Genomic DNA, 19,572 nt, shown 5'->3' on the forward strand with positions numbered 1-19,572 from the left:
GGCTGATAACCACTTTGAACGCACCTATCGAACCTCATCGTTTCAGTCTCGAACCTATCGAGGCCCATCGCTTCGCCAATCTGTGCGGCCAATTCGACGAGCACTTGCGCCTGATCGAACAGCGGCTGGACATCGAAATCCGCAATCGCGGAGGCCAGTTCGAAATGATTGGCGAGCGCAAACAGACCACTTCTGCCGAAAACCTGCTGCGACGCCTGTACCGGGAGACCAAGAGCACCGAACTGTCTCCGGACATGGTCCACTTGTTCCTGCAGGAGTCCGGCGTCGAAGCGCTGGACAACCACCCTGCCGCCGACGCGGGCGTTGCGCTGCGCACCAAGAAGGGCATGATTCGCCCGCGTGGTTTGAATCAGCAGCGCTACGTGAAGGAAATTCTCGGCAACGACATCAACTTCGGCATCGGCCCGGCAGGTACGGGTAAAACCTACCTGGCGGTGGCGGCTGCGGTCGATGCACTGGAGCGCGAGCAGATTCGCCGCATCCTGCTGGTCCGTCCGGCCGTCGAAGCGGGTGAAAAGCTGGGCTTCCTGCCGGGCGACCTGGCGCAGAAGATCGACCCGTATTTGCGGCCGCTCTACGACGCGCTGTACGAGATGCTGGGCTTCGAATACGTTGCCAAACTGATCGAAAAACAGGTGATCGAAGTCGCGCCGCTGGCTTACATGCGCGGGCGCACCCTTAACAACAGCTTCATCATTCTCGACGAAAGTCAGAACACCACTGTCGAGCAGATGAAGATGTTCCTGACCCGTATTGGCTTTGGCTCCACCGCAGTGATCACCGGTGACATCACGCAGATCGACCTGCCACGCGGCACCAAGTCAGGCCTGACCCACGTCATAGAAGTGCTCAAGGACGTGCCGGGCATCAGTTTCACTCACTTCAAGCCCAAAGACGTCGTGCGCCACCCGCTGGTGCAACGCATCGTCGAAGCCTACGAGCGCTTCGAGGCGAGCCACAACGATCCGCAGCCCACCCGGGAATCCCGACGCGATGCTTGAGCTGGATTTGCAGATCGCGACTCACGCCAGCGCTCCCAGCGAAGCCCAGTTCCGCCTGTGGTGTGAAATGGGCTTGCGTCAGCGCGCGGCGGATTCGGAAATGACCATCCGCCTGGTGGACGAAGCCGAAGGCCGGGAACTGAACCACACCTGGCGTCACAAAGACTACGCCACCAATGTACTGTCGTTTCCTGCCGAAGTCCCTGACGAACTGCTCGACATCCCGCTGCTGGGCGATCTGGTCATTTGCGTACCGGTCGTCGCGCGCGAAGCCGTCGAGCAGGGCAAGGCGCTGGACGCCCATTGGGCGCACCTGGTGATCCACGGCTGCTTGCACCTGTTGGGCTATGACCATATCGAGGACGAAGAAGCCGAGGAAATGGAAGCGCTGGAACGAGAGTTGCTTGCAGAGCTTGGCTATCCCGATCCCTACGCCGACGATGAGCTCGGCGACACACCCACTTCAGAAACACCTGGCAAGGACCACGAGTAAGGGCTATGAGCGAAGATCGATCGAGCAACGGGCAAAAGTCATGGTTGGGCAAACTGACCCAGGCATTTGCCCATGAGCCGAAAAACCGTCAGGAGCTGCTGGAGCTGCTGCGCGAAGCCCATCAGAACAAGCTGCTGGACAGCGAAGCGCTGGCCATCGTCGAGGGCGCCATCCAGGTCGCCGACCTGCAAGTGCGCGACATCATGGTGCCGCGCTCGCAGATGATCAGCATCAAGGCGAGCCAGAGCCCACGCGAATTCCTGCCCGCGGTGATCGATTCGGCGCACTCGCGCTATCCGGTCATCGGCGAAAGCCACGACGATGTGCTGGGCGTGCTGCTGGCCAAAGATTTGCTGCCACTGATCCTCAGGGAAAACGGCGGCGCGGACGATGTGAAGAACTTGCTGCGCCCGGCGACCTTCGTGCCGGAGTCCAAGCGGCTGAACGTTTTGCTGCGCGAGTTCCGCGCCAACCATAACCACATGGCCATCGTCATCGACGAATACGGCGGCGTGGCCGGGCTGGTGACCATCGAGGACGTGCTCGAGCAGATCGTCGGCGACATCGAAGACGAACACGATGTCGAGGAAGACAGCTACATCAAGCCGCTGCCCAGCGGTGACTTCCTGGTCAAGGCGCTGACCCCCATCGAAAGCTTCAACGAGTTTTTCGACAGCGAGTTCTCGGATGACGAGTTCGACACCGTCGGCGGCCTGGTGATGAATGCGTTCGGGCACTTGCCCAAGCGTAATGAAATCACCGAAATCGGCGCGTACCGTTTCCGCATCCTGAACGCGGACAGCCGTCGTATTCACCTGTTGCGCCTGAGCCCGATCTCCCGCTCGTAGTCTTACCTTCATAAGGATCGTAAATGCGCTGGATCACCCGCCCCGGCTGGCCCGGTAATCTGCTGGCCATGGCGGCTGGCGCACTGACCACTCTGGCCCTGGCGCCGTTCGATATCTGGCCACTGGCGATCGTCGCGCTGGTGGTGTTCTACCTGGGGCTGCGCGATCTCAAGCCTCGGCAGGCCTTGTGGCGCGGATGGTGCTACGGTTTCGGGCTGTTCGGCGGCGGCACCAGCTGGATCTACGTCAGCATCCACACCTACGGTGAAGCGCCAGTATGGCTGGCCGGATTCCTGATGGTGCTGTTCTGCGCATCGGTGGCGTTCTTCTTCGCCCTGCCCGCCTTCCTGTGGGCCCGCTGGATTCGTCGCAACGAAGCGCCTTTGGCCGACGCGCTCGCTTTCGCAGCATTCTGGTTTGGCCAGGAAATGTTCCGTGGCTGGTTCCTGACCGGCTTCCCTTGGCTTTATTCCGGTTACAGCCAGCTCGATGGTCCCTTGAAAGGCCTCGCGCCATTGGGTGGCATGTGGCTGATCTCGTTCAGTCTCGCCTTGACCGCCGCCCTGCTCTGCAACCTTCCACGGCTGCGCGCCCGCAAAAGCTTTCTCGCCGCAGGCGTCGTTCTGCTACTCGCGCCTTGGGTCATTGGCCTGAGCCTGAAAAACCACGCGTGGACCGAGCCGTCCGGCGCGCCGCTGTCAGTCGCGGCCATGCAGGGCAATGTCGAACAAAGCATGAAATGGGACCCGGCTGCGCTTAACGCGCAACTGGCGCTGTACCGCGACATGACCTTCGCGTCGCAGAAGGCCGACCTGATCGTCTGGCCGGAAACCGCGGTGCCGGTACTCAAGGAGTCGGTGGAGGGCTACCTGTCGGTCATGGGCAAATTTGCGGCCGACCGAGACGCGGCATTGATCACGGGTGTGCCATTGCGGCAGAAAACCGGCCGCGGCGAATTCCGTTATTACAACGCGATCACGGTGACCGGAGAGGGTGACGGCACTTATTTGAAACAGAAGCTCGTCCCGTTTGGCGAATACGTGCCGCTGCAGGACCTGCTACGCGGGTTGATCACCTTCTTTGACCTGCCAATGTCTGACTTCGCCCGCGGCCCCGCCGATCAGGCCCTGTTGCAGGCCAAAGGTTACGAAATCGCTCCGTTCATCTGCTACGAAGTGGTCTACCCGGAGTTTGCGGCCGGCCTGTCCGCCCAGAGCGACTTGCTGCTGACAGTGAGCAATGACACCTGGTTCGGCACCTCGATCGGTCCGTTGCAACACCTGCAGATGGCGCAGATGCGGGCTCTGGAGGCCGGACGCTGGATGATCCGCGCCACCAACAATGGCGTCAGCGCGCTGATCGACCCATTCGGCAAAATCACCCGCACCGTCCCGCAGTTCCAGCGTGCGGTGATGTACGGCGAGGTGACGCCGATGCACAACCTCACGCCTTACCTGCATTGGCGTTCGTGGCCGCTGATCATTCTGTCGGTGCTGTTGATTGGCTGGGCACTGCTGGCGAGCCGGATTGCCAAGACGGTCTAGGTCATTGTAGGAGCGCGCTTGCCCGCGATAGCGTTCTGTCAGTTAGAGGTGAACTCACTGATAAACCGCCATCGCGGGCAAGCGCGCTCCTACAATAGAGAGCATGCCACCCTAGCGATAAAACAACCGATACCCGACCAGTCCCGCCGCTTCATTCAACAACTGCCCGCTCTGCCAGACCGCCTTGGCCTCAGGCGTCCAGCCACCGAATGGGCGTGCGTTGTCGACGCTCAAAAAACCGACCGGCGCGGGCACCACGTCAAAGCCTGCCTTCTCGAAACTCCAGACCGACCGTGGCATGTGCCAGGCCTGTGTCACCACGACCACCCGCTTGATGCCCTGGGGCAGCAAGATCGCCGCGCTCATGGTTGCATTTTCCCAGGTCGTGCGGCTCTCGCCCTCCTGCCAACGCACGCTCACGCCAAAGTCATCGCGCAGTGACTCGGCCATGATCGACGCTTCGCTCGGAGGCGCCCCGTAATGCAAGCCACCGGTGGTGAGAATCGGCAGGCCCGAGGCTTTCGACAACCGCGCCGCATAGCGCATCCGCTCCAGCGCGACGCCCGTGGGAATATCGGCGCCCCAGCTCGGATCGTTGCGCTCACGCCCAGATCCCAGCACCACAATGGCATCGGCGCGCTGCGCCAGGGTGGCCCAATCGTCCTGTGACAAAGGCGGAACGGTCTCGATGGCCCTCGCCGACCATTGCACGACAATCGGCAAACTCATCGCCGTCATCCCGATCAGCCCAATGGCAAACAGCATCCGCGCAAGCCGGGGCCGGGCATTTCTCAACCACCAGGCGAACAACAGGAGCAGTAAAAAGGCGCCTGGGGGCAAAAGAAGATTCTTGATGAAGTAGCGAAAAGGCATGGGCATCTCCAGAGATGCCCGAAGCCTAATGGGAATGACACTAAGCAACAATGCTTAAACAGGCGGGAATGAGACCCGCAGAGGTTACCGCTTGAAATGTTTACTGGAACTGTAGCGACTCAACTTCGCCGACACCTTGGCACGACGCTGATCCTTCAGCCAGATGACATTGGCTGCCGGACGCGGTGCACGGAACGACGGCTCCGAAGGCTCCCGTGAAGCGCTGGAACTGCCTTTCTTTACGCCGAGTGTTTCCTCTTTGACCACGGCTTGTTTCAAGACGGCCTGGCGTATTTCGCTTCGGTCCAGGTAAGCCTCGATGAGTTGGAATTCGGCGTGGCTTAACCCACGCAACTCCAGTTCGAGGGGGTGCTCGTCACGAAGCCGGACTGCTGTTTTTGCCATGTCCAGGGCCAGCCCCAGACGATCGATCAAACGGTCATACAGATCAGAAATCTTTGCTTGGTGCCGCAGCTCTGCCATCCGTTCACCTCACTGAAGATAAACCCATACCCTCGTCAATGAGCTTAGCGGCACTGCAAAAACTGGCGCGGTGCCGCGACCAACGGCGGGCGGGGGCTTGAGGCATGTAATCAGGGTTTCCCTCGGCAGTCTGCCCTCATGTATGCTACGGGGCTTCCTGTCATTCCACTTCCGCTCACCCGGACACGAACACACCGCGCCACCGAACGGCCTTGCCTGAACAGCACGCCCATCCGGTCCGGGAATGCAGCGAAGCGGTCAAGGGTCACCCATCTTTAGTCAAAAGTAGCCATGCACGAACTCTATCAGCCCCGCGAAACCGAAGCCGCCGCCCAGACGTTCTGGGAAGAGCAAAAGTCGTTTGAAGTCAGCGAGCAACCCGGCAAGGACACTTACTACTGCCTGTCGATGTTCCCTTACCCGAGCGGCAAGCTGCACATGGGGCACGTGCGCAACTACACCATCGGTGACGTGATCGCGCGCTATCAGCGCATGCAGGGCAAGAACGTCCTGCAACCGATGGGCTGGGACGCCTTTGGCATGCCGGCGGAAAACGCCGCGATGAAGAACAACGTCGCCCCTGCCAAGTGGACGTACGAAAACATCGCCTACATGAAGACCCAGCTCAAGAGCCTGGGCCTGGCGATCGACTGGTCCCGCGAGGTCACGACTTGCAAGCCTGACTACTACCGCTGGGAGCAGTGGCTGTTCACTCGCCTGTTCGAAAAGGGTGTGATCTACCGCAAGAACGGCACGGTGAACTGGGACCCGGTCGACCAGACCGTGCTGGCCAACGAACAGGTCATCGACGGCCGCGGATGGCGCTCCGGGGCGGTGATCGAAAAACGCGAAATCCCGATGTACTACTTCAAGATCACGGCCTACGCCGATGAGCTACTGGAGAGCCTCGACGAACTGCCGGGCTGGCCTGAACAGGTCAAGACCATGCAGCGCAACTGGATCGGCAAATCGCGCGGGATGGAAGTCCAGTTCCCCTATGACCAGGCATCGATCGGCGAAGCGGGCGCACTGAAAGTCTTCACTACTCGCCCTGACACCCTGATGGGCGCGACCTACGTGGCCGTCGCCGCCGAGCACCCGCTGGCGGCCCTGGCAGCGCAGAACGATCCTGAGCTGCAAGCCTTCATCCACGAGTGCAAGAGCGGCAGCGTCGCAGAAGCCGACGTCGCGACCCAGGAAAAGAAAGGCCTGCCGACGGGCCTGTTCGTGGAGCACCCACTGACCGGCGAAAAACTGCCGGTGTGGGTCGCCAACTACGTATTGATGCATTACGGCGATGGCGCGGTCATGGCCGTTCCCGCCCACGATGAGCGGGACTTCGAATTCGCGACCAAGTACGACCTGCCGATCAAGTCGGTGGTGCGTACCAGTGCTGGCGACGCTTCGCCGGCCCCTTGGCAAGACGCTTATGGCGAGCACGGCCAACTGATCAATTCCGGGGAGTTCGACGGTCTGGACTTCGCGGGAGCGTTCGATGCCATTGAAGCCGCGCTGATCAAAAAAGATCTCGGCAAATCGCGCACCCAGTTCCGCCTGCGCGACTGGGGCATCAGCCGCCAGCGCTATTGGGGCTGCCCAATCCCGATCATCCACTGCGACGCCTGCGGTGACGTGCCGGTTCCTGAAGATCAGTTGCCGGTCAAGCTGCCTGAAGACGTGGTGCCGGACGGAGCAGGCTCACCCCTGGCGCGCATGCCTGAGTTCTACGAGTGCACCTGCCCTAAATGCGGCGCACCGGCCAAACGCGAAACCGACACCATGGACACCTTCGTCGAATCGTCCTGGTATTTCGCACGCTACGCCTCACCTCACTACGAAGGCGGCATGGTCGATCCGAAAGCCGCCAACCACTGGCTGCCGGTCGATCAATACATCGGCGGTATCGAACACGCGATCCTGCACTTGCTGTATGCACGGTTCTTCCACAAATTGATGCGTGACGAAGGCCTGGTCAGCTCCAACGAACCGTTCAAGAACCTGCTGACCCAGGGCATGGTGGTCGCCGAGACCTTCTATCGCCTCGAAGCCAATGGCAGCAAGACCTGGTTCAACCCGGCAGATGTCGAATTCGAACGCGACAGCAAGGCCAAGATCATTGGCGCCAAGCTGATCGCCGATGGCCTGCCGGTGGAAATCGGCGGCATCGAGAAGATGGCCAAATCGAAAAACAACGGCGTCGATCCTCAGTCGATGATCGACCAGTACGGGGCTGACACCTGCCGTCTGTTCATGATGTTCGCCTCGCCGCCTGACATGAGCCTGGAATGGTCCGACTCCGGCGTCGAAGGTTCGCATCGCTTCCTCAAGCGCGTCTGGCGCCTGGCGCAGACCCACGTGGCGGCGGGCCTTCCGGGCGCGCTGGACAAGGCAGCCCTGAGCGACGACCAGAAAGCCATTCGCCGCTCGATCCACCTGGCAATCAGGCAAGCCGGCCAGGACGTTGGCCAGCATCACAAATTCAACACCGCCATCGCACAGGTCATGACGTTGATGAACGTGCTGGAAAAGGCCCCCCAGGCATCGGAACAGGACCGCGGTCTGCTTCAGGAAGGCCTGGAAACGGTGGCTTTGCTGCTGGCCCCGATCACGCCGCACATCAGTCACGAACTGTGGAACGCGCTGGGTCACGCCGACCCGGTGATCGACGCCCAATGGCCCGTGGTCGATGAGGCCGCGCTGGTGCAGGACACGTTGCAACTGGTGGTCCAGGTCAACGGCAAGTTGCGCGGTCAGATCGAAGTGTCTGCCAGCGCCAGCCGCGAAGACGTCGAAGCCGCTGCCCGCACCAACGAAAACGTGCTGCGCTTCACCGAGGGCCTGACGATTCGCAAAGTGATCGTCGTGCCCGGCAAACTGGTGAACATCGTCGCCAGCTGATTGGATCAGGCGCCTGGCACTCAACCAGGCGCCCACAACACTTCCAGGGCCCGCCGCTTCGGGCTCAAACGGATTCAAGGGGAGCTACAAGATGATCAAACGCAATCTGCTGGTAATGGGCCTCGCCGTATTGCTGAGCGCCTGCGGTTTCCAGCTGCGCGGGACCGGCACCAACACCTTGGCCGTCAAGGAACTGGACGTCAGTGCTCGTGATGCCTATGGCGACGTAGTGACCCAGTTGCGTCAGACCCTGAGCAACAGCGGCGTACATGTGTACACCGGTGCCCAGTACAAACTGTTCCTGGCGCGCGAGGATGAATCCCAGCGCACCGCCAGCTACGCCGGCTCGGGTCGCTCCGCCGAGTACGAGTTGACCACGGTGCTCAAGTATCAGATCCAGGGCACCAAGAACGTGGTACTGCTGGACGACAACGTCCAGTCGACCCGCACCTTCGTGCATGACGGCAACAACCTGATCGGCTCCGACCAGGAAGCCGCACAGGTGCGCAAGGAAATGCGCAGTGAACTCGTGCAGAAGATGATCGCGCGTCTGCAACAGCTGACACCCGAGCGTCTCGACGAACTGCAAGCCAAGGCCGATGCCGCCGCCCGCGCGCAGGCCGACGCCGAAGCAGCGGCTCAACGCATTCGCGACGAGACGCCGCAGCAGTCACCTGTCGAATTCCCGACCAAGTGACAGCATCGGGGCCGGTTCGCCGGCCCCGATCGTTTCTGAACCATGAAACTCGCCCCCGCCCAGCTTTCCAAACACCTCCAAGGTGCGTTGTCGCCTGTCTACATCGTCAGCGGCGACGACCCCCTGCAATGCCAGGAAGCCTGCGACGCCATTCGCAGCGCTGCCCGCCAGCAAGGCTTCGATGAGCGCCAAGTGTTCAGCGCCGACTCGAGCTTTGACTGGGGCACGCTGCTGCAAGCGGGTGCCAGCATGTCGCTGTTTGCCGAACGCCGCCTGCTTGAACTGCGCCTTCCCTCGGGAAAACCGGGCGATAAAGGCGCCGCTGCGCTGCTGGAATACTGCAATCGCCCTGCCGAAGACACGCTGTTGCTGATCAGCCTGCCCAAGCTGGACGGCGCCGCGCAGAAGACCAAGTGGGGCAAGGCCTTGGTCGAGGGTCCACAGACTCAATTCGTGCAGATCTGGCCGGTGGATGGGAGCCAGCTACCGCAATGGATTCGCCAGCGTTTGGCACAAGCCGGTCTGGCCGCAAGCCCTGACGCCGTGGAGCTGATTGCCGCCCGTGTGGAAGGCAACCTGCTTGCCGCCGCGCAGGAAATCGAGAAGCTCAAGCTGATGGCCGAGGACGGCCAGATCACGGTCGAAACCGTGCAGGCGGCCGTGGCGGACAGTGCGCGGTTCGACGTGTTCGGCCTGACCGACGCGATCCTCAACGGCGAAGCTTCCCACGCCTTGCGCATACTTGAAGGCCTGCGCGGCGAAGGTGTCGAGCCGCCAGTCATTCTTTGGGCATTGTCCCGAGAGTTGCGCGTGCTGGCCAATCTTGCGTTGCAGTTCAGCCAGGGGACACCGCTCGATAAAGCCTTCAGCCAAGCGCGCCCGCCGATCTGGGACAAGCGCAGGCCGCTGATGAGCAAAGCCCTACAACGCCACTCAGCGCGACGCTGGAATCAGCTCTTGATGGACGCTCAGTACATCGACGCGCAAATCAAGGGCCAGGCACCCGGCTCAGTCTGGAACAATCTAAACCTGCTTGCGCTGCACATGGCCGGACAGCGGCTGGCGTTGCCGTCGGAATAGTTTCCCAACGCCCTCACGACGTCAAAACGACTGATCTTCCGGGTGAAAACTGAACACAGCGTCCGCCGCTCGATTCAAGTCGATGCGTATGACCGGCCTGATCAGTCCGTCAGCTGAGCGCCGGATGTCTTGCTGGATTTCGTTCGCTTGCCGAAGCCCTTCGGCATTTCCCGAGATGTAATAAACCGCATCGACGTACTCAGCCGCGTTCATTTTCCAGTTTTCGATCATGATCTCGTTGTAGCGGTAATAAGGTGACTCCGTGCCAGTGATGTTTTCCTTGCGTCCATTGACGGCCAGCATGAAGGACGCAGGTGAGATCGCTAAACTGCACTGGTGGTTCCGTCGCTCCCACTCAGGCGTCTCGAGAGGGGTACGCCAATGAGCCCCCAGCTGTGCCAGCGTGGTGATACCTTGGGAAGCGCAGCTCTCGCTCCCTGGGGTCGGACTGCTAATGTGCAGCCCGCATCCTTTGTCAGCACGCTTCCAACTATCGGCATCGGCCATGTAGATACATAGCGCACGCATGGCAGGCAGCCCTGCCGGAATAGATTCCAATTCCCGAAAGATGATCCCCTGGCCTTTACTGCTGTACAACGCCAGCGTCTTGATATCTCCTCGGAGATAGGAGAGGGCAGTTGCGCCCGCAGGAGCGGAATCCTCGTTGGGGTTCCAGGCGTGATAATTGGTGCTGTATGACGCAGCGCGAACAAGGACGCCGCTGCAGTACACAGGGGCCGTGCCTCCTGCGCACGATGGCGTGAGATTGGCGTGTCGCGCGTTCAAACGCTGGGCTACCAGCGCACCTTCGCCGTCGCCAGCCCTTACCACAGTGAAGCGTTTGGCGCTGTTGGTCAAATCGATGCGGACGATGGGCAACTCGATGCCAGACTTGGCTTGATAAGCCAGCTTGAGCTGCTGAGCATTGAGCAAGCTTCCTCTGGAAGCCTCGTAAAAAATCGCTTCGATCGGCAACCGAGCGGGGTCGGCCGTGTTCCAGTTCTCAAAGAGGATCTCATTGCCATAGGCGCGGGTCAGGTCCGGAAAGCGCGGACGCACCGTCAGGCTGGTGATGAACTGCGCTGCGCCTTGCGTACTCAGCGAACATTGGTTGATGCGGGAAGAGCCGTGGCTAATGAAGTTTTCAATCCAGGCATCAGGCGATGTCGCAGGCATTGATAAGGTCGCACAACTGGCGAGATCGGCGGGAAGAGGAATGGGGTCTTGCCCGTTCGCAAAGCCGCATCCGTGCATTGCTCGATTGTTCTCCTGAGTGTCGGCCATGAACGGATAAATGCAGCGCGCATTGACCGCCAGCTTGCCCGCCTGCTGTGCACTGTCGGGGTCCATCCTGATAAACCCGTTGGTCAGATCACTGCTGTCCGAATTAACGCCGCTACGGATATAGGAAAAGGTCGTGGAGCCCAGTCGAATGGCGTCAGCGCTGAGGCCCCAGAAGTCGTAGCTCGGATTGTAGTTCGCACGCCGAATGAGAAGCCCCGAGCAGTTGTATGCAGGCCTATCGCCCGAACATTTCGCCACGTTGCTGATGTAGCGGTTTGTAAGCCTGTCTTCGAGATCCTCCAGCGGCCGCGCAACACCGCTGGCCGTTTGCTGCGAATTGGCTATCGAAGGTACATGGCTGGTCGTGCAACCGCCGAGCATCAACAGGCTCATGATGAGCATCAAGGTCTTCATATAGTCTCTCCTTGACAGGCTCGGCGTTACCGACCTCGCCCTTATCCATCCCGCAGATTTCCGTTAGCGTTCTGAAGTTATTTATTGTCGACTGTCAAAAATGACAGTGACCAGGAGCGCCAGTAGAGCTGAAGTAGCGAGCAAAAGCTGGCCATGGTGCGCGAACGCATGGAACCCGGGCAAAGCGTTTCGGTGGGCGTCACGCGCAACGGCATCACGCCAACCAGCTTTTCCCATGGCGCAAGCTTTATCAGGAAGTCAGCTTGCCAGCGGTCAGTGCCAGTGAAGCTGGTCAGCGAAAGTCTCGGTGTGTCGCGCTCTCACCAAACGGTTCGGGTCAAACACGGCGCGCAACTGAAGGCACGGCGTGCCGGCATTCACTCCGATGGTTGTACGAGCCTGATCAATACGCCTGCTCATCACGTTGATACGTGAACCAATCGCCCGCTGACGCTGCAAGGTTTAGCCGAATGACCGGCTTGATTAGCCCGTCGGTCGAGCGCCAGAAGTCTTTCTGGATTTCTTTGGCTTGCCTGAGTCCATCACCGCTGCTCTCGCCGGCAACGTAGTAAAAAGTGTCGAGCGGTAGTCGGGACGGGATGTCCATGGGCCAGGCCTCGATCATCAGTTCGTTAAAGCGGTGATAGACGGATTCGCTACCGGTCACCAGTTGGCGTCGTGACTCAATGGACAGCATGAACGGCACGGGTTCGATAGCGAGGCTGCATTCGTGTTCCCGACGGGTGCTCAAATTGGCTATCGACAGGTAATGCTGGCGAAACTGGTCAAATGTTGTAATACCCTGCGAAGCACAACTTGCACTTCCAGTCGGATGTTTTGCGTGAGCGCCACATCCTTTATCAAGACGCCGATCGGTAGCGCCATCATCAATAAAAATGCATAAAGCCTGCACGGGCGTCAGCCCCGCATTGTGTGCGTACTCCAACTCACGAAATATGATCCCCGCCGGCTTGTCGCGAAACATCGCCAGCGTCTTTACATCCGCCCTCAAGAAACTGAACGACACGCCCTCAGGTTGCGCGCTGCCGGGGTTAGGGTTCCATGCCTTGTAACTAGTACTGTAGGAAATAGCCCGAGCCAGCACTCCGCTGCAATACACCGCCGCTTTCGCGCCAGGGCATTCACCCGTGGTATTGGCGTAACGTTCATTCAGCCGCTTGGCAACCGTCCAGCCGTCTTCCTGGTCAACCTCCCTCAGTACGAAACGCTTCGCGCCTGTACCAAAGTCCAGTCGAATGATCGGCAATTCGATATCGGTCTTCGTTCGATAGGCATGCTTGAGCGCCTGCGCATTGACCAGACTGCCCTCCTTCGAGGCGTTATAGAAAATAGCTTCGATTGGAAGATTTGCAGGCGCCTGAGTCTCCCACGGTTCAAAGAGGACTTCATTGCCGTACAGATTTGTGAGATCCGGGTAGGAGGCTCTAACCGTCAAGCTCGTGGCAAACTGTGCTGCAACCATGGTGCTTAACGAGCACTGATTGATACGGCTGGAGCCGTGTTCGTTGAAGTTCTTGATCCAGGCGGGCGGGGTCACTGCCGGAACCGCTAGTGTGGCGCAATTGCTCAGATCGTCAGGCAACGGTGTGGGATCGGGTCGATTGGCAAATCCGCAACCGTGCATTGCCCGGCTGTTTGACTGAGCATCCGCCATGAACGGAAATATGCAGCGTGCTTTGAGCACAAGCTTACCTGCGGCCTTGGCGCTGTCTGGATCCATTAGAACGTAGCCACTGGTGATGTCATCGCTACTGGAATTCAATCCATTGCGGATGTAAGAAAAGGTCGCAGAACCCACACGTGCCTCATCGGCGCTATACCCCCAGAAATCGGAGTTCGGATCGTAGTTCACTCGGCGGATCAACACGCCGGAGCAATTGAAGGCTGGGGTGCCCCCGGCGCAACTGGTCACCGCGCTGTTATAACGAGCGATGAGGCGATCGGCTACGGTTGCGAGGGTTGCCTGGCGCGCCTGAACCGTTGGCGCAACCTCAGGCGCTTCTGTACGGGTGCAGGCACCCAGAATCAAAAACAGCAGCAAGGGTATGAAAATCCTTTTCATGTGCTTCTCCAGTCATGGTGCTTATTGGCCACTCCTTGAGAAACTCTGCTACAGGTCTGCGCGCGCAACTACTGTCAGAAGTGACAGCAGGCAAGAACGTCTCGCGATAAGCATGCGGTTGGAAAGAGGATTCGACATGTCGATAGCGGCGATCAATTGGACGTACAGACCTCGTTGTCCGATGATCCCCGCCCCATGGTTAACCGACCCAAGAGCGTTCTCTATGACCAAAGCCAAAAAGCGGCCGAATAAAGCCAAATCCATCATCGCCCAGCCCCTGTTCCGCAGCCGCCAGGAACAACCCGCCAAGGGCAAAGGCAGCTACCGCCGCGAAGCCTTCCAGTCGAAAAACTGGGAGGCTTCTTCCGTTAAGGCGGCTTGAAAACATTTCAGGTTACTGACCGGCGCCCCGCCGACAGGGCCGACATGTTAAGGTCTGCACCTTACGGTTTATCCCTGTGGACCCCAGAATGCCCTCGAGCTTTTCCCATCGCTGGCCCGTTCGCCAGTTGATCGCCGCCTCCAGTTTCCTTGTGCTGGTCGCCTGCGCGGAGCAACCCACCGCTGCCGTCGCCACTCCCCTGCAAACCGCCCCTATGGCGGTCGCCAAGCCAGCGTCAAACGCCCAGACTGCCGTCGCCCAGCCCGACGATTCGAACTTCGAAATCCAGCCAGCAATGAGCTTTGCCGAATGGCAGACGGCCTTCCGCGCACAGGCGCTTGCCGCCGGGATCCGCGCCGATGTCTTCGATAACGCGTTCGCCGGCATTACCCCTGACATGAGCGTTGTCAAAGCCGACCGCAGCCAGCCTGAATTCACCCGGCCAGTCTGGGAATACCTTGACGGCGCGATGTCGCCCGTGCGCGTGCGCAAGGGTCAGGCGCTGCTGGCGCAGTACGAGGATGTGCTCAACGCCATCGAACAGCGCTATGGCGTGGATCGTCAGGCGCTGGTTGCGGTATGGGGCATGGAAAGCAGCTTTGGGCAGTTCCAGGGTACCCAGTCGGTGATCCGCTCGCTGGCGACGCTGGCCTATGAAGGCCGCCGCCCGCAGTTCGCGCAGGACCAACTGATCGCAGCGCTGCAGATCATCCAGCATGGAGACATTGACGCTCAGAGCATGCTCGGCTCTTGGGCGGGGGCCATGGGGCAGACGCAATTCATTCCCACGACCTACAACACTCACGCGGTGGATTTCGACGGAGACGGCCGTCGCGACATCTGGAATTCACCCGTGGACGCCCTCGCCTCCACCGCCCATTACCTGCAAAGTTCTGGCTGGCAGAAAGGGCAGCCCTGGGGTTTCGAGGTGCAATTGCGCCCGGGTTTCGACTATGCACTGGCGGACGCCTCGACCCGCAAGAGCGTCGGTGAATGGCAACAACTGGGCCTGAAACTACCCAGCGGTGGCGCGCTGCCAGCCAACCTGTTGCAACAGCAGGCTGCGTTGTTGTTGCCCGCCGGGTACAAAGGCCCGGCATTTCTGGTGATGGACAACTTCCGCGCGATCCTCAAATACAACAACTCCTCTTCCTACGCGTTGGGCGTCGGGCTGCTGTCAGAGCGTTTCAGTGGCGGCGGTTATGTGATTGGCCAGTGGCCGCGCGGTGATCGCCCACTGAGCCGTTCAGAGCGTATCGAGCTGCAAACCCTGTTGTCAGCCCGTCAGTACGATGCAGGCGCTGCAGACGGGATTATCGGCGCCAACACGCGCAAGGCGATCCGTAGCGCTCAGCAGGCTTTTGGCTGGCCTGCGGACGGCTATCCCACGCAAGAGCTGCTGAATAACCTGCGCAGGCCGTGATGGGGAAACACCTGTAGGAGCGCGCTTGCCCACGAACGGTCGGAACATACGACAGAAAAGTATCGGATGGGCTGGCGTAGTCGCGGGCAAGCGCGCTCCTACTGACGGCGCACAGTTCAAATTTGGCCTATTCGTCGACGTGGTAACAAGAGCGTACCAGCGGCCCGGAAGCGCCCAGCAAGCTTTTGGCTGGCCTGCGGACGGGTATCCCACGCAAGAGTTGCTGAATAACCTGCGCAGGCCGTGATGGGGAAACACCTGTAGGAGCGCGCTTGCCCGCGAACGGTCGGAACATATGACACTGACGCATCGGATGGGCTGGCGTAGTCGCGGGCAAGCGCGCTCCTACAGACGGCGCACAGTTCAAATGTGGCCTATTCGTCGACGTGGTAACAAGAGCGTACCAGCGGCCCGGAAGCGCCCAGCAGGCCTATGGCTGACCAACGGACGGCTATCCCACGCAAGAGTTGCTGAATAACCTGCGCAGGCCGTGATGGCGAAACACCTGTAGGAGCGCGCTTGCCCGCGAACGGCCGGAACATACGACAGAGAGGTGTCGGATGGGCTGGCGTAGTCGCAAGCGCGCTCCTACAGGACGGCGCACAGTTCAAACAAAAAGGGCCGGATATCGCTATCCGGCCCTTTTTTCTGTTACCGCTTTGATCAGCCCGCAGTCAGCAACGACTTGGTCAGCTTGGCCTGTTCGTCGGCGTGGTAAGAAGAGCGTACTAGCGGCCCGGAAGCTACGTTCTTGAAGCCCATCTTGTAACCTTCTTCAGCGAACCAAGCGAAGGTATCCGGGTGCACGAAACGCTGAACCGGCAGGTGGTTACGGGACGGCTGCAAGTACTGACCCAAAGTGAGCATGTCGATGTTGTGCTCGCGCATGCGGTGCATCACTTCGATGACTTCGTCGTCGGTTTCGCCCAAGCCCAGCATCAGGCCGGATTTGGTTGGCACATGCGGGACCATTTCCTTGAAGCGCTGCAGCAAGGTCAGCGACCACTGATAATCCGACCCGGGACGGGCAGCCTTATACAGGCGCGGTACCGTTTCGAGGTTGTGGTTGAACACATCGGGAGGCGTCGCAGCTGTGATTTCCAGCGCGATGTCCATACGACCGCGATAGTCCGGGACCAGTGTCTCGAGCTGCACGTTCGGCGAAAGCGCACGAATTTCACGAATGCAGTCGGCGAAATGCTGGGCACCGCCGTCACGCAGGTCGTCGCGGTCCACCGAGGTGATCACCACGTACTTCAGGCGCAGGTCAGCGATGGCAACGGCGAGGTTCTTGGGCTCATCGACGTCCAGCGGCTTCGGACGACCATGACCCACATCGCAGAATGGGCAGCGACGGGTGCAGATGTCACCCATGATCATGAAAGTCGCAGTGCCGCCAGAGAAGCATTCGCCCAAGTTCGGGCAGGAGGCTTCTTCGCAGACGCTGTGCAACTTGTGTTTGCGCAGGAGTGCCTTGATGCGGTCTACCTCCGGGGACACCGGGATACGGACCCGAATCCAGTCCGGTTTTTTCGGCAGTTCGACCGTCGGGATGATCTTCACCGGGATACGCGCGACTTTCTCGGCACCGCGCAGCTTCACGCCGGCTTCGACCTTGGGACGCACAGGACGCTCGGGCGTATGCACGTTGACTGTCGGGATCTGGGTTTGCACGGCGCCGTCGGCCGTCTCATGCGCAGTAGTCATATCAATCGATTCCGCCCGTTAGGGTCGTCTGCTCAGCGTAGTCGAGGTGTCTGACGAGCTGCGCACGCAGCCGGGCACTGACCTCGGCAAATTCAATCGGACCTGCCTGTTCGCGAAGCTGGGTCATCGCCAGCCCCGCATACCCGCAGGGATTAATCCGTTTAAACGGGTCCAGATCCATGTCGACGTTCAACGCCAACCCATGAAACGAACAGCCGTTGCGAATACGAAGGCCCAGCGAGGCAATCTTCGCCCCGTCGACATAGACCCCCGGTGCTTCGGGTTTCGCAGCTGCCGCGACGCCAAAGCTGGCCAGCAGCTCGATCAGGCTGTGCTCGATCCGGGTCACCAGTTCGCGCACGCCAAACCCGAGGCGACGCACATCCAGCAGCAGGTAGGCCACCAGTTGCCCGGGGCCATGATAAGTCACTTGCCCGCCGCGATCGACCTGTACCACCGGAATATCACCCGGAAGTAGTAGATGCTCGGGCTTGCCGGACTGCCCCTGGGTAAATACGGGGGGGTGCTGAACCAGCCACACTTCGTCCGGCGTGTCGCGGTCGCGGCCGTCCGTGAAACGTTGCATGGCTTGCCAGGTGGGCTCGTAATCGATCAGTCCCAGATCACGAAAACCCAGACGCCCCGCCATCACAGCACCATGTGCACGAAACCGGTGGCCCGCAGTTCGCTGTTGATGTCGTAAAGCTGATCCTGGCCAGTGGCGAAGATGTGCAGTTGGATGGTGGTGTATTTGCCGTTGCTGCTCTGGCGCTCGTCCACCCGCTCATCGTTGATCGTGGCGTGCTTCTTCACGATGTCGATGATCTGCTGCTTGATGTCCACGATGGTGTCCCCGATCACCTTGATCGGGTAATCCTTGCAGGGAAATTCGATTTTTGGAGCTTTAGCTTCGGTATCTGTCATGGCAGTAACGGCCTCGTAAGCCGGAAAACGGACAGGCCCCTGCCGCGATCAGCGGCAGGGGCGGACGGAACAACAGTCAATGCGCGGTCAGTCGATAGCCAACCGGCAATCAGTTGAACAGACCGTAGAAGAACATGCGGATGCTGTCCCACAGGCGGCGGAAGATACCACCTTCTTCAACGCTGTCCATCGCGATGAGATTAGCGGTGCGTACCACTTTATCTTCCAGCTTCACTTCAACCTGACCGATCACATCGCCTTTGGCGATAGGGGCGACCAGTTTCGGATTGATGGTCATGCTGGCGGTGAGCTTCTTGATTTCACCTTTAGGCATGGTCATGGACAAGTCTTCGGCCAGACCGGCCTTCACTTGGCGCTCGGTACCTTTCCAGACCGGCGCTTGGGCCAGTTCGGTGCCCTTCTGGTAGAAGGTCTGGGTTTCGAAGAAGCGGAAGCCGTAGGTCAGCAGTTTCTGGGTTTCCGCGGCGCGGGCCTGCTCGCTGGTGGTACCGAACACGACCGCGATCAGACGCATACCGTCACGAACTGCTGATGACACCATGCAATAGCCCGCTTCCTCGGTGTGACCGGTCTTCAGGCCGTCGACCGTCTTGTCGCGCCACAGCAGGAGGTTACGGTTCGGCTGTTTGATGCCGTTCCAGAAGAACTCTTTCTGCGAATAGATGGCGTAGTGGGCCGGGTCTTCATGAATGATCGCGCGAGCAAGGATCGCCATGTCGTGCGCGGTGGAGTAATGATCCGGGTTCGGCAGGCCCGTTGGGTTCATGAAGTGGCTGTTGACCATGCCCAGGTCGCCAGCGGTCTTGTTCATCATGTCGGCGAAAGCGTCTTCACTGCCGGCAATGTGCTCGGAAACCGCGACGCTCGCATCGTTGCCCGACTGAATGATGATGCCGTGCAGCAGGTCGCTGACGGTTACTTGGCTGCCCACCTTGATGAACATCCGGGAACCGCCGGTACGCCAGGCGTTTTCGCTGATGGTCACGGGATCGTTTTCGCCAATCTGCCCACGACGGATTTCCAGCGTGGCGATGTAGGCCGTCATCAGCTTGGTCAGGCTGGCCGGTGGGAGACGCTGGTCGCCGTTGTTTTCGACCAGCACGTTACCGCTGTTGGCGTCCATCAGCACGTAAGCCTTGGCAGCCAGTTGCGGTGGCGATGGCGTCATCTGCTCGGCCGCGAACACGGCAGGCGCGGTGAATAGCGGGATAAGCAGGCATAGGCGTTTTGCAAAGGTGGTGATGTTCATCCGTCTCTCGAAATTGCTAATGGGCAAACATGCCCTTGCGGGCAAAGCGTAATGCCAGGCGGACCTGGCGAGCGGAGCCACATTCTACAGGTGGCACCCTGGATGGTCCCGTGAAAAGCTGCTGACAGTGCTGCGCTGATAGCAAGC

General features: G+C 60.0%; 18 protein-coding genes. 10 read left to right on the plus strand and 8 right to left on the minus strand.

What is annotated here, in order from left to right; genetic code table 11:
- Positions 1–14 precede the first annotated feature (14 nt).
- From DBP26_RS21400 to lnt, 4 genes are read left to right on the plus strand one after another with little or no spacing between them, the layout of a single operon-like run.
- Entirely contained in the window at positions 15–1,022 is a 1,008-nt protein-coding gene (locus DBP26_RS21400) for a PhoH family protein (protein ID WP_108239582.1), read from the plus strand.
- Complete coding sequence (ybeY, locus tag DBP26_RS21405; protein ID WP_108239581.1) at positions 1,015–1,515, plus strand: rRNA maturation RNase YbeY; 501 nt, start codon at positions 1,015–1,017, stop codon at positions 1,513–1,515. The genes DBP26_RS21400 and ybeY overlap by 8 nt, the downstream gene beginning before the upstream one ends.
- A 5-nt stretch (positions 1,516–1,520) precedes the next feature.
- A complete protein-coding gene (locus tag DBP26_RS21410) occupies positions 1,521–2,363 on the plus strand; it encodes an HlyC/CorC family transporter (RefSeq protein WP_108239580.1) in 843 nt (280 codons plus the stop codon).
- A 23-nt stretch (positions 2,364–2,386) separates the two neighbouring features.
- The gene (gene lnt, locus DBP26_RS21415) at positions 2,387–3,907 is read left to right on the plus strand and encodes an apolipoprotein N-acyltransferase (RefSeq protein ID WP_108239579.1); all 1,521 of its coding nucleotides are present in this window, start codon (positions 2,387–2,389) and stop codon (positions 3,905–3,907) included.
- 111 nt (positions 3,908–4,018) lie between these two features.
- On the opposite strand, the gene DBP26_RS21420 is transcribed toward lnt, so the two are convergent.
- Together DBP26_RS21420 and DBP26_RS21425 are read right to left on the minus strand one after the other, a co-directional pair.
- A complete protein-coding gene (locus DBP26_RS21420; RefSeq protein WP_108239578.1) occupies positions 4,019–4,780 on the minus strand; it encodes a YdcF family protein in 762 nt (253 codons plus the stop codon).
- Between the two features lie 84 nt (positions 4,781–4,864).
- A complete protein-coding gene (locus DBP26_RS21425; RefSeq protein WP_108239577.1) occupies positions 4,865–5,263 on the minus strand; it encodes a hypothetical protein in 399 nt (132 codons plus the stop codon).
- A 291-nt stretch (positions 5,264–5,554) separates the two neighbouring features.
- Here DBP26_RS21425 and leuS point away from each other — a divergent pair, with 291 nt between their 5' ends.
- The 3 genes from leuS to holA all read left to right on the plus strand — a co-directional run bounded on the left by leuS (position 5,555) and on the right by holA (position 9,938).
- Positions 5,555–8,161: a leucine--tRNA ligase gene (gene leuS, locus DBP26_RS21430; protein WP_108239576.1), complete on the plus strand. Its 2,607-nt coding sequence runs from the start codon at positions 5,555–5,557 to the stop codon at positions 8,159–8,161.
- Positions 8,162–8,252: 91 nt separating this feature from the next.
- Entirely contained in the window at positions 8,253–8,858 is a 606-nt protein-coding gene (gene lptE, locus DBP26_RS21435) for an LPS assembly lipoprotein LptE (protein ID WP_108239575.1), read from the plus strand.
- Between the two features lie 42 nt (positions 8,859–8,900).
- Positions 8,901–9,938, plus strand: coding sequence for a DNA polymerase III subunit delta (gene holA / locus DBP26_RS21440; protein ID WP_108239574.1), 1,038 nt, complete (start codon positions 8,901–8,903; stop codon positions 9,936–9,938).
- 21 nt (positions 9,939–9,959) lie between these two features.
- Here the strand turns inward: holA and DBP26_RS21445 are convergent, their stop codons facing one another.
- Positions 9,960–11,636 carry a hypothetical protein gene (locus DBP26_RS21445; protein WP_108239573.1) on the minus strand — a complete coding sequence of 559 codons (1,677 nt, stop codon included), beginning with the start codon at positions 11,634–11,636 and terminating at the stop codon, positions 9,960–9,962.
- Positions 11,637–11,789: 153 nt separating this feature from the next.
- Here DBP26_RS21445 and DBP26_RS26895 point away from each other — a divergent pair, with 153 nt between their 5' ends.
- Entirely contained in the window at positions 11,790–12,071 is a 282-nt protein-coding gene (locus DBP26_RS26895) for a hypothetical protein (RefSeq protein ID WP_146749675.1), read from the plus strand.
- On the opposite strand, the gene DBP26_RS21450 is transcribed toward DBP26_RS26895, so the two are convergent.
- Positions 12,040–13,719 (minus strand): hypothetical protein, encoded by a 1,680-nt coding sequence (locus tag DBP26_RS21450; RefSeq protein WP_108239572.1) that lies wholly within the window; start codon positions 13,717–13,719, stop codon positions 12,040–12,042. The two genes, DBP26_RS26895 and DBP26_RS21450, sit on opposite strands and share 32 nt — an antisense overlap.
- Positions 13,720–13,942: 223 nt before the next feature.
- Between DBP26_RS21450 and arfA the strand changes: the two genes are divergently transcribed.
- Both arfA and DBP26_RS21460 read left to right on the plus strand, forming a co-directional pair.
- Entirely contained in the window at positions 13,943–14,101 is a 159-nt protein-coding gene (arfA, locus tag DBP26_RS21455) for an alternative ribosome rescue factor ArfA (RefSeq protein ID WP_108239571.1), read from the plus strand.
- Positions 14,102–14,189: 88 nt separating this feature from the next.
- Positions 14,190–15,524 (plus strand): lytic murein transglycosylase, encoded by a 1,335-nt coding sequence (locus DBP26_RS21460; RefSeq protein ID WP_108239570.1) that lies wholly within the window; start codon positions 14,190–14,192, stop codon positions 15,522–15,524.
- Between the two features lie 663 nt (positions 15,525–16,187).
- Here the strand turns inward: DBP26_RS21460 and lipA are convergent.
- The 4 genes from lipA to DBP26_RS21480 all read right to left on the minus strand — a co-directional run bounded on the left by lipA (position 16,188) and on the right by DBP26_RS21480 (position 19,425).
- A complete protein-coding gene (gene lipA, locus DBP26_RS21465; RefSeq protein ID WP_108239569.1) occupies positions 16,188–17,231 on the minus strand; it encodes a lipoyl synthase in 1,044 nt (347 codons plus the stop codon).
- A 1-nt stretch (position 17,232) separates the two neighbouring features.
- Positions 17,233–17,880: a lipoyl(octanoyl) transferase LipB gene (lipB, locus tag DBP26_RS21470; RefSeq protein WP_108239568.1), complete on the minus strand. Its 648-nt coding sequence runs from the start codon at positions 17,878–17,880 to the stop codon at positions 17,233–17,235.
- Positions 17,880–18,155, minus strand: coding sequence for a DUF493 domain-containing protein (locus DBP26_RS21475; RefSeq protein WP_108239567.1), 276 nt, complete (start codon positions 18,153–18,155; stop codon positions 17,880–17,882). The genes lipB and DBP26_RS21475 overlap by 1 nt, the downstream gene beginning before the upstream one ends.
- Before the next feature lie 109 nt (positions 18,156–18,264).
- Complete coding sequence (locus tag DBP26_RS21480; RefSeq protein WP_108239566.1) at positions 18,265–19,425, minus strand: D-alanyl-D-alanine carboxypeptidase family protein; 1,161 nt, start codon at positions 19,423–19,425, stop codon at positions 18,265–18,267.
- Positions 19,426–19,572: the final 147 nt, after the last annotated feature.

Origin of the sequence: Pseudomonas sp. RIT409, from assembly GCF_003052515.2 — a bacterium.
Taxonomy (GTDB): Bacteria; Pseudomonadota; Gammaproteobacteria; order Pseudomonadales; family Pseudomonadaceae; genus Aquipseudomonas.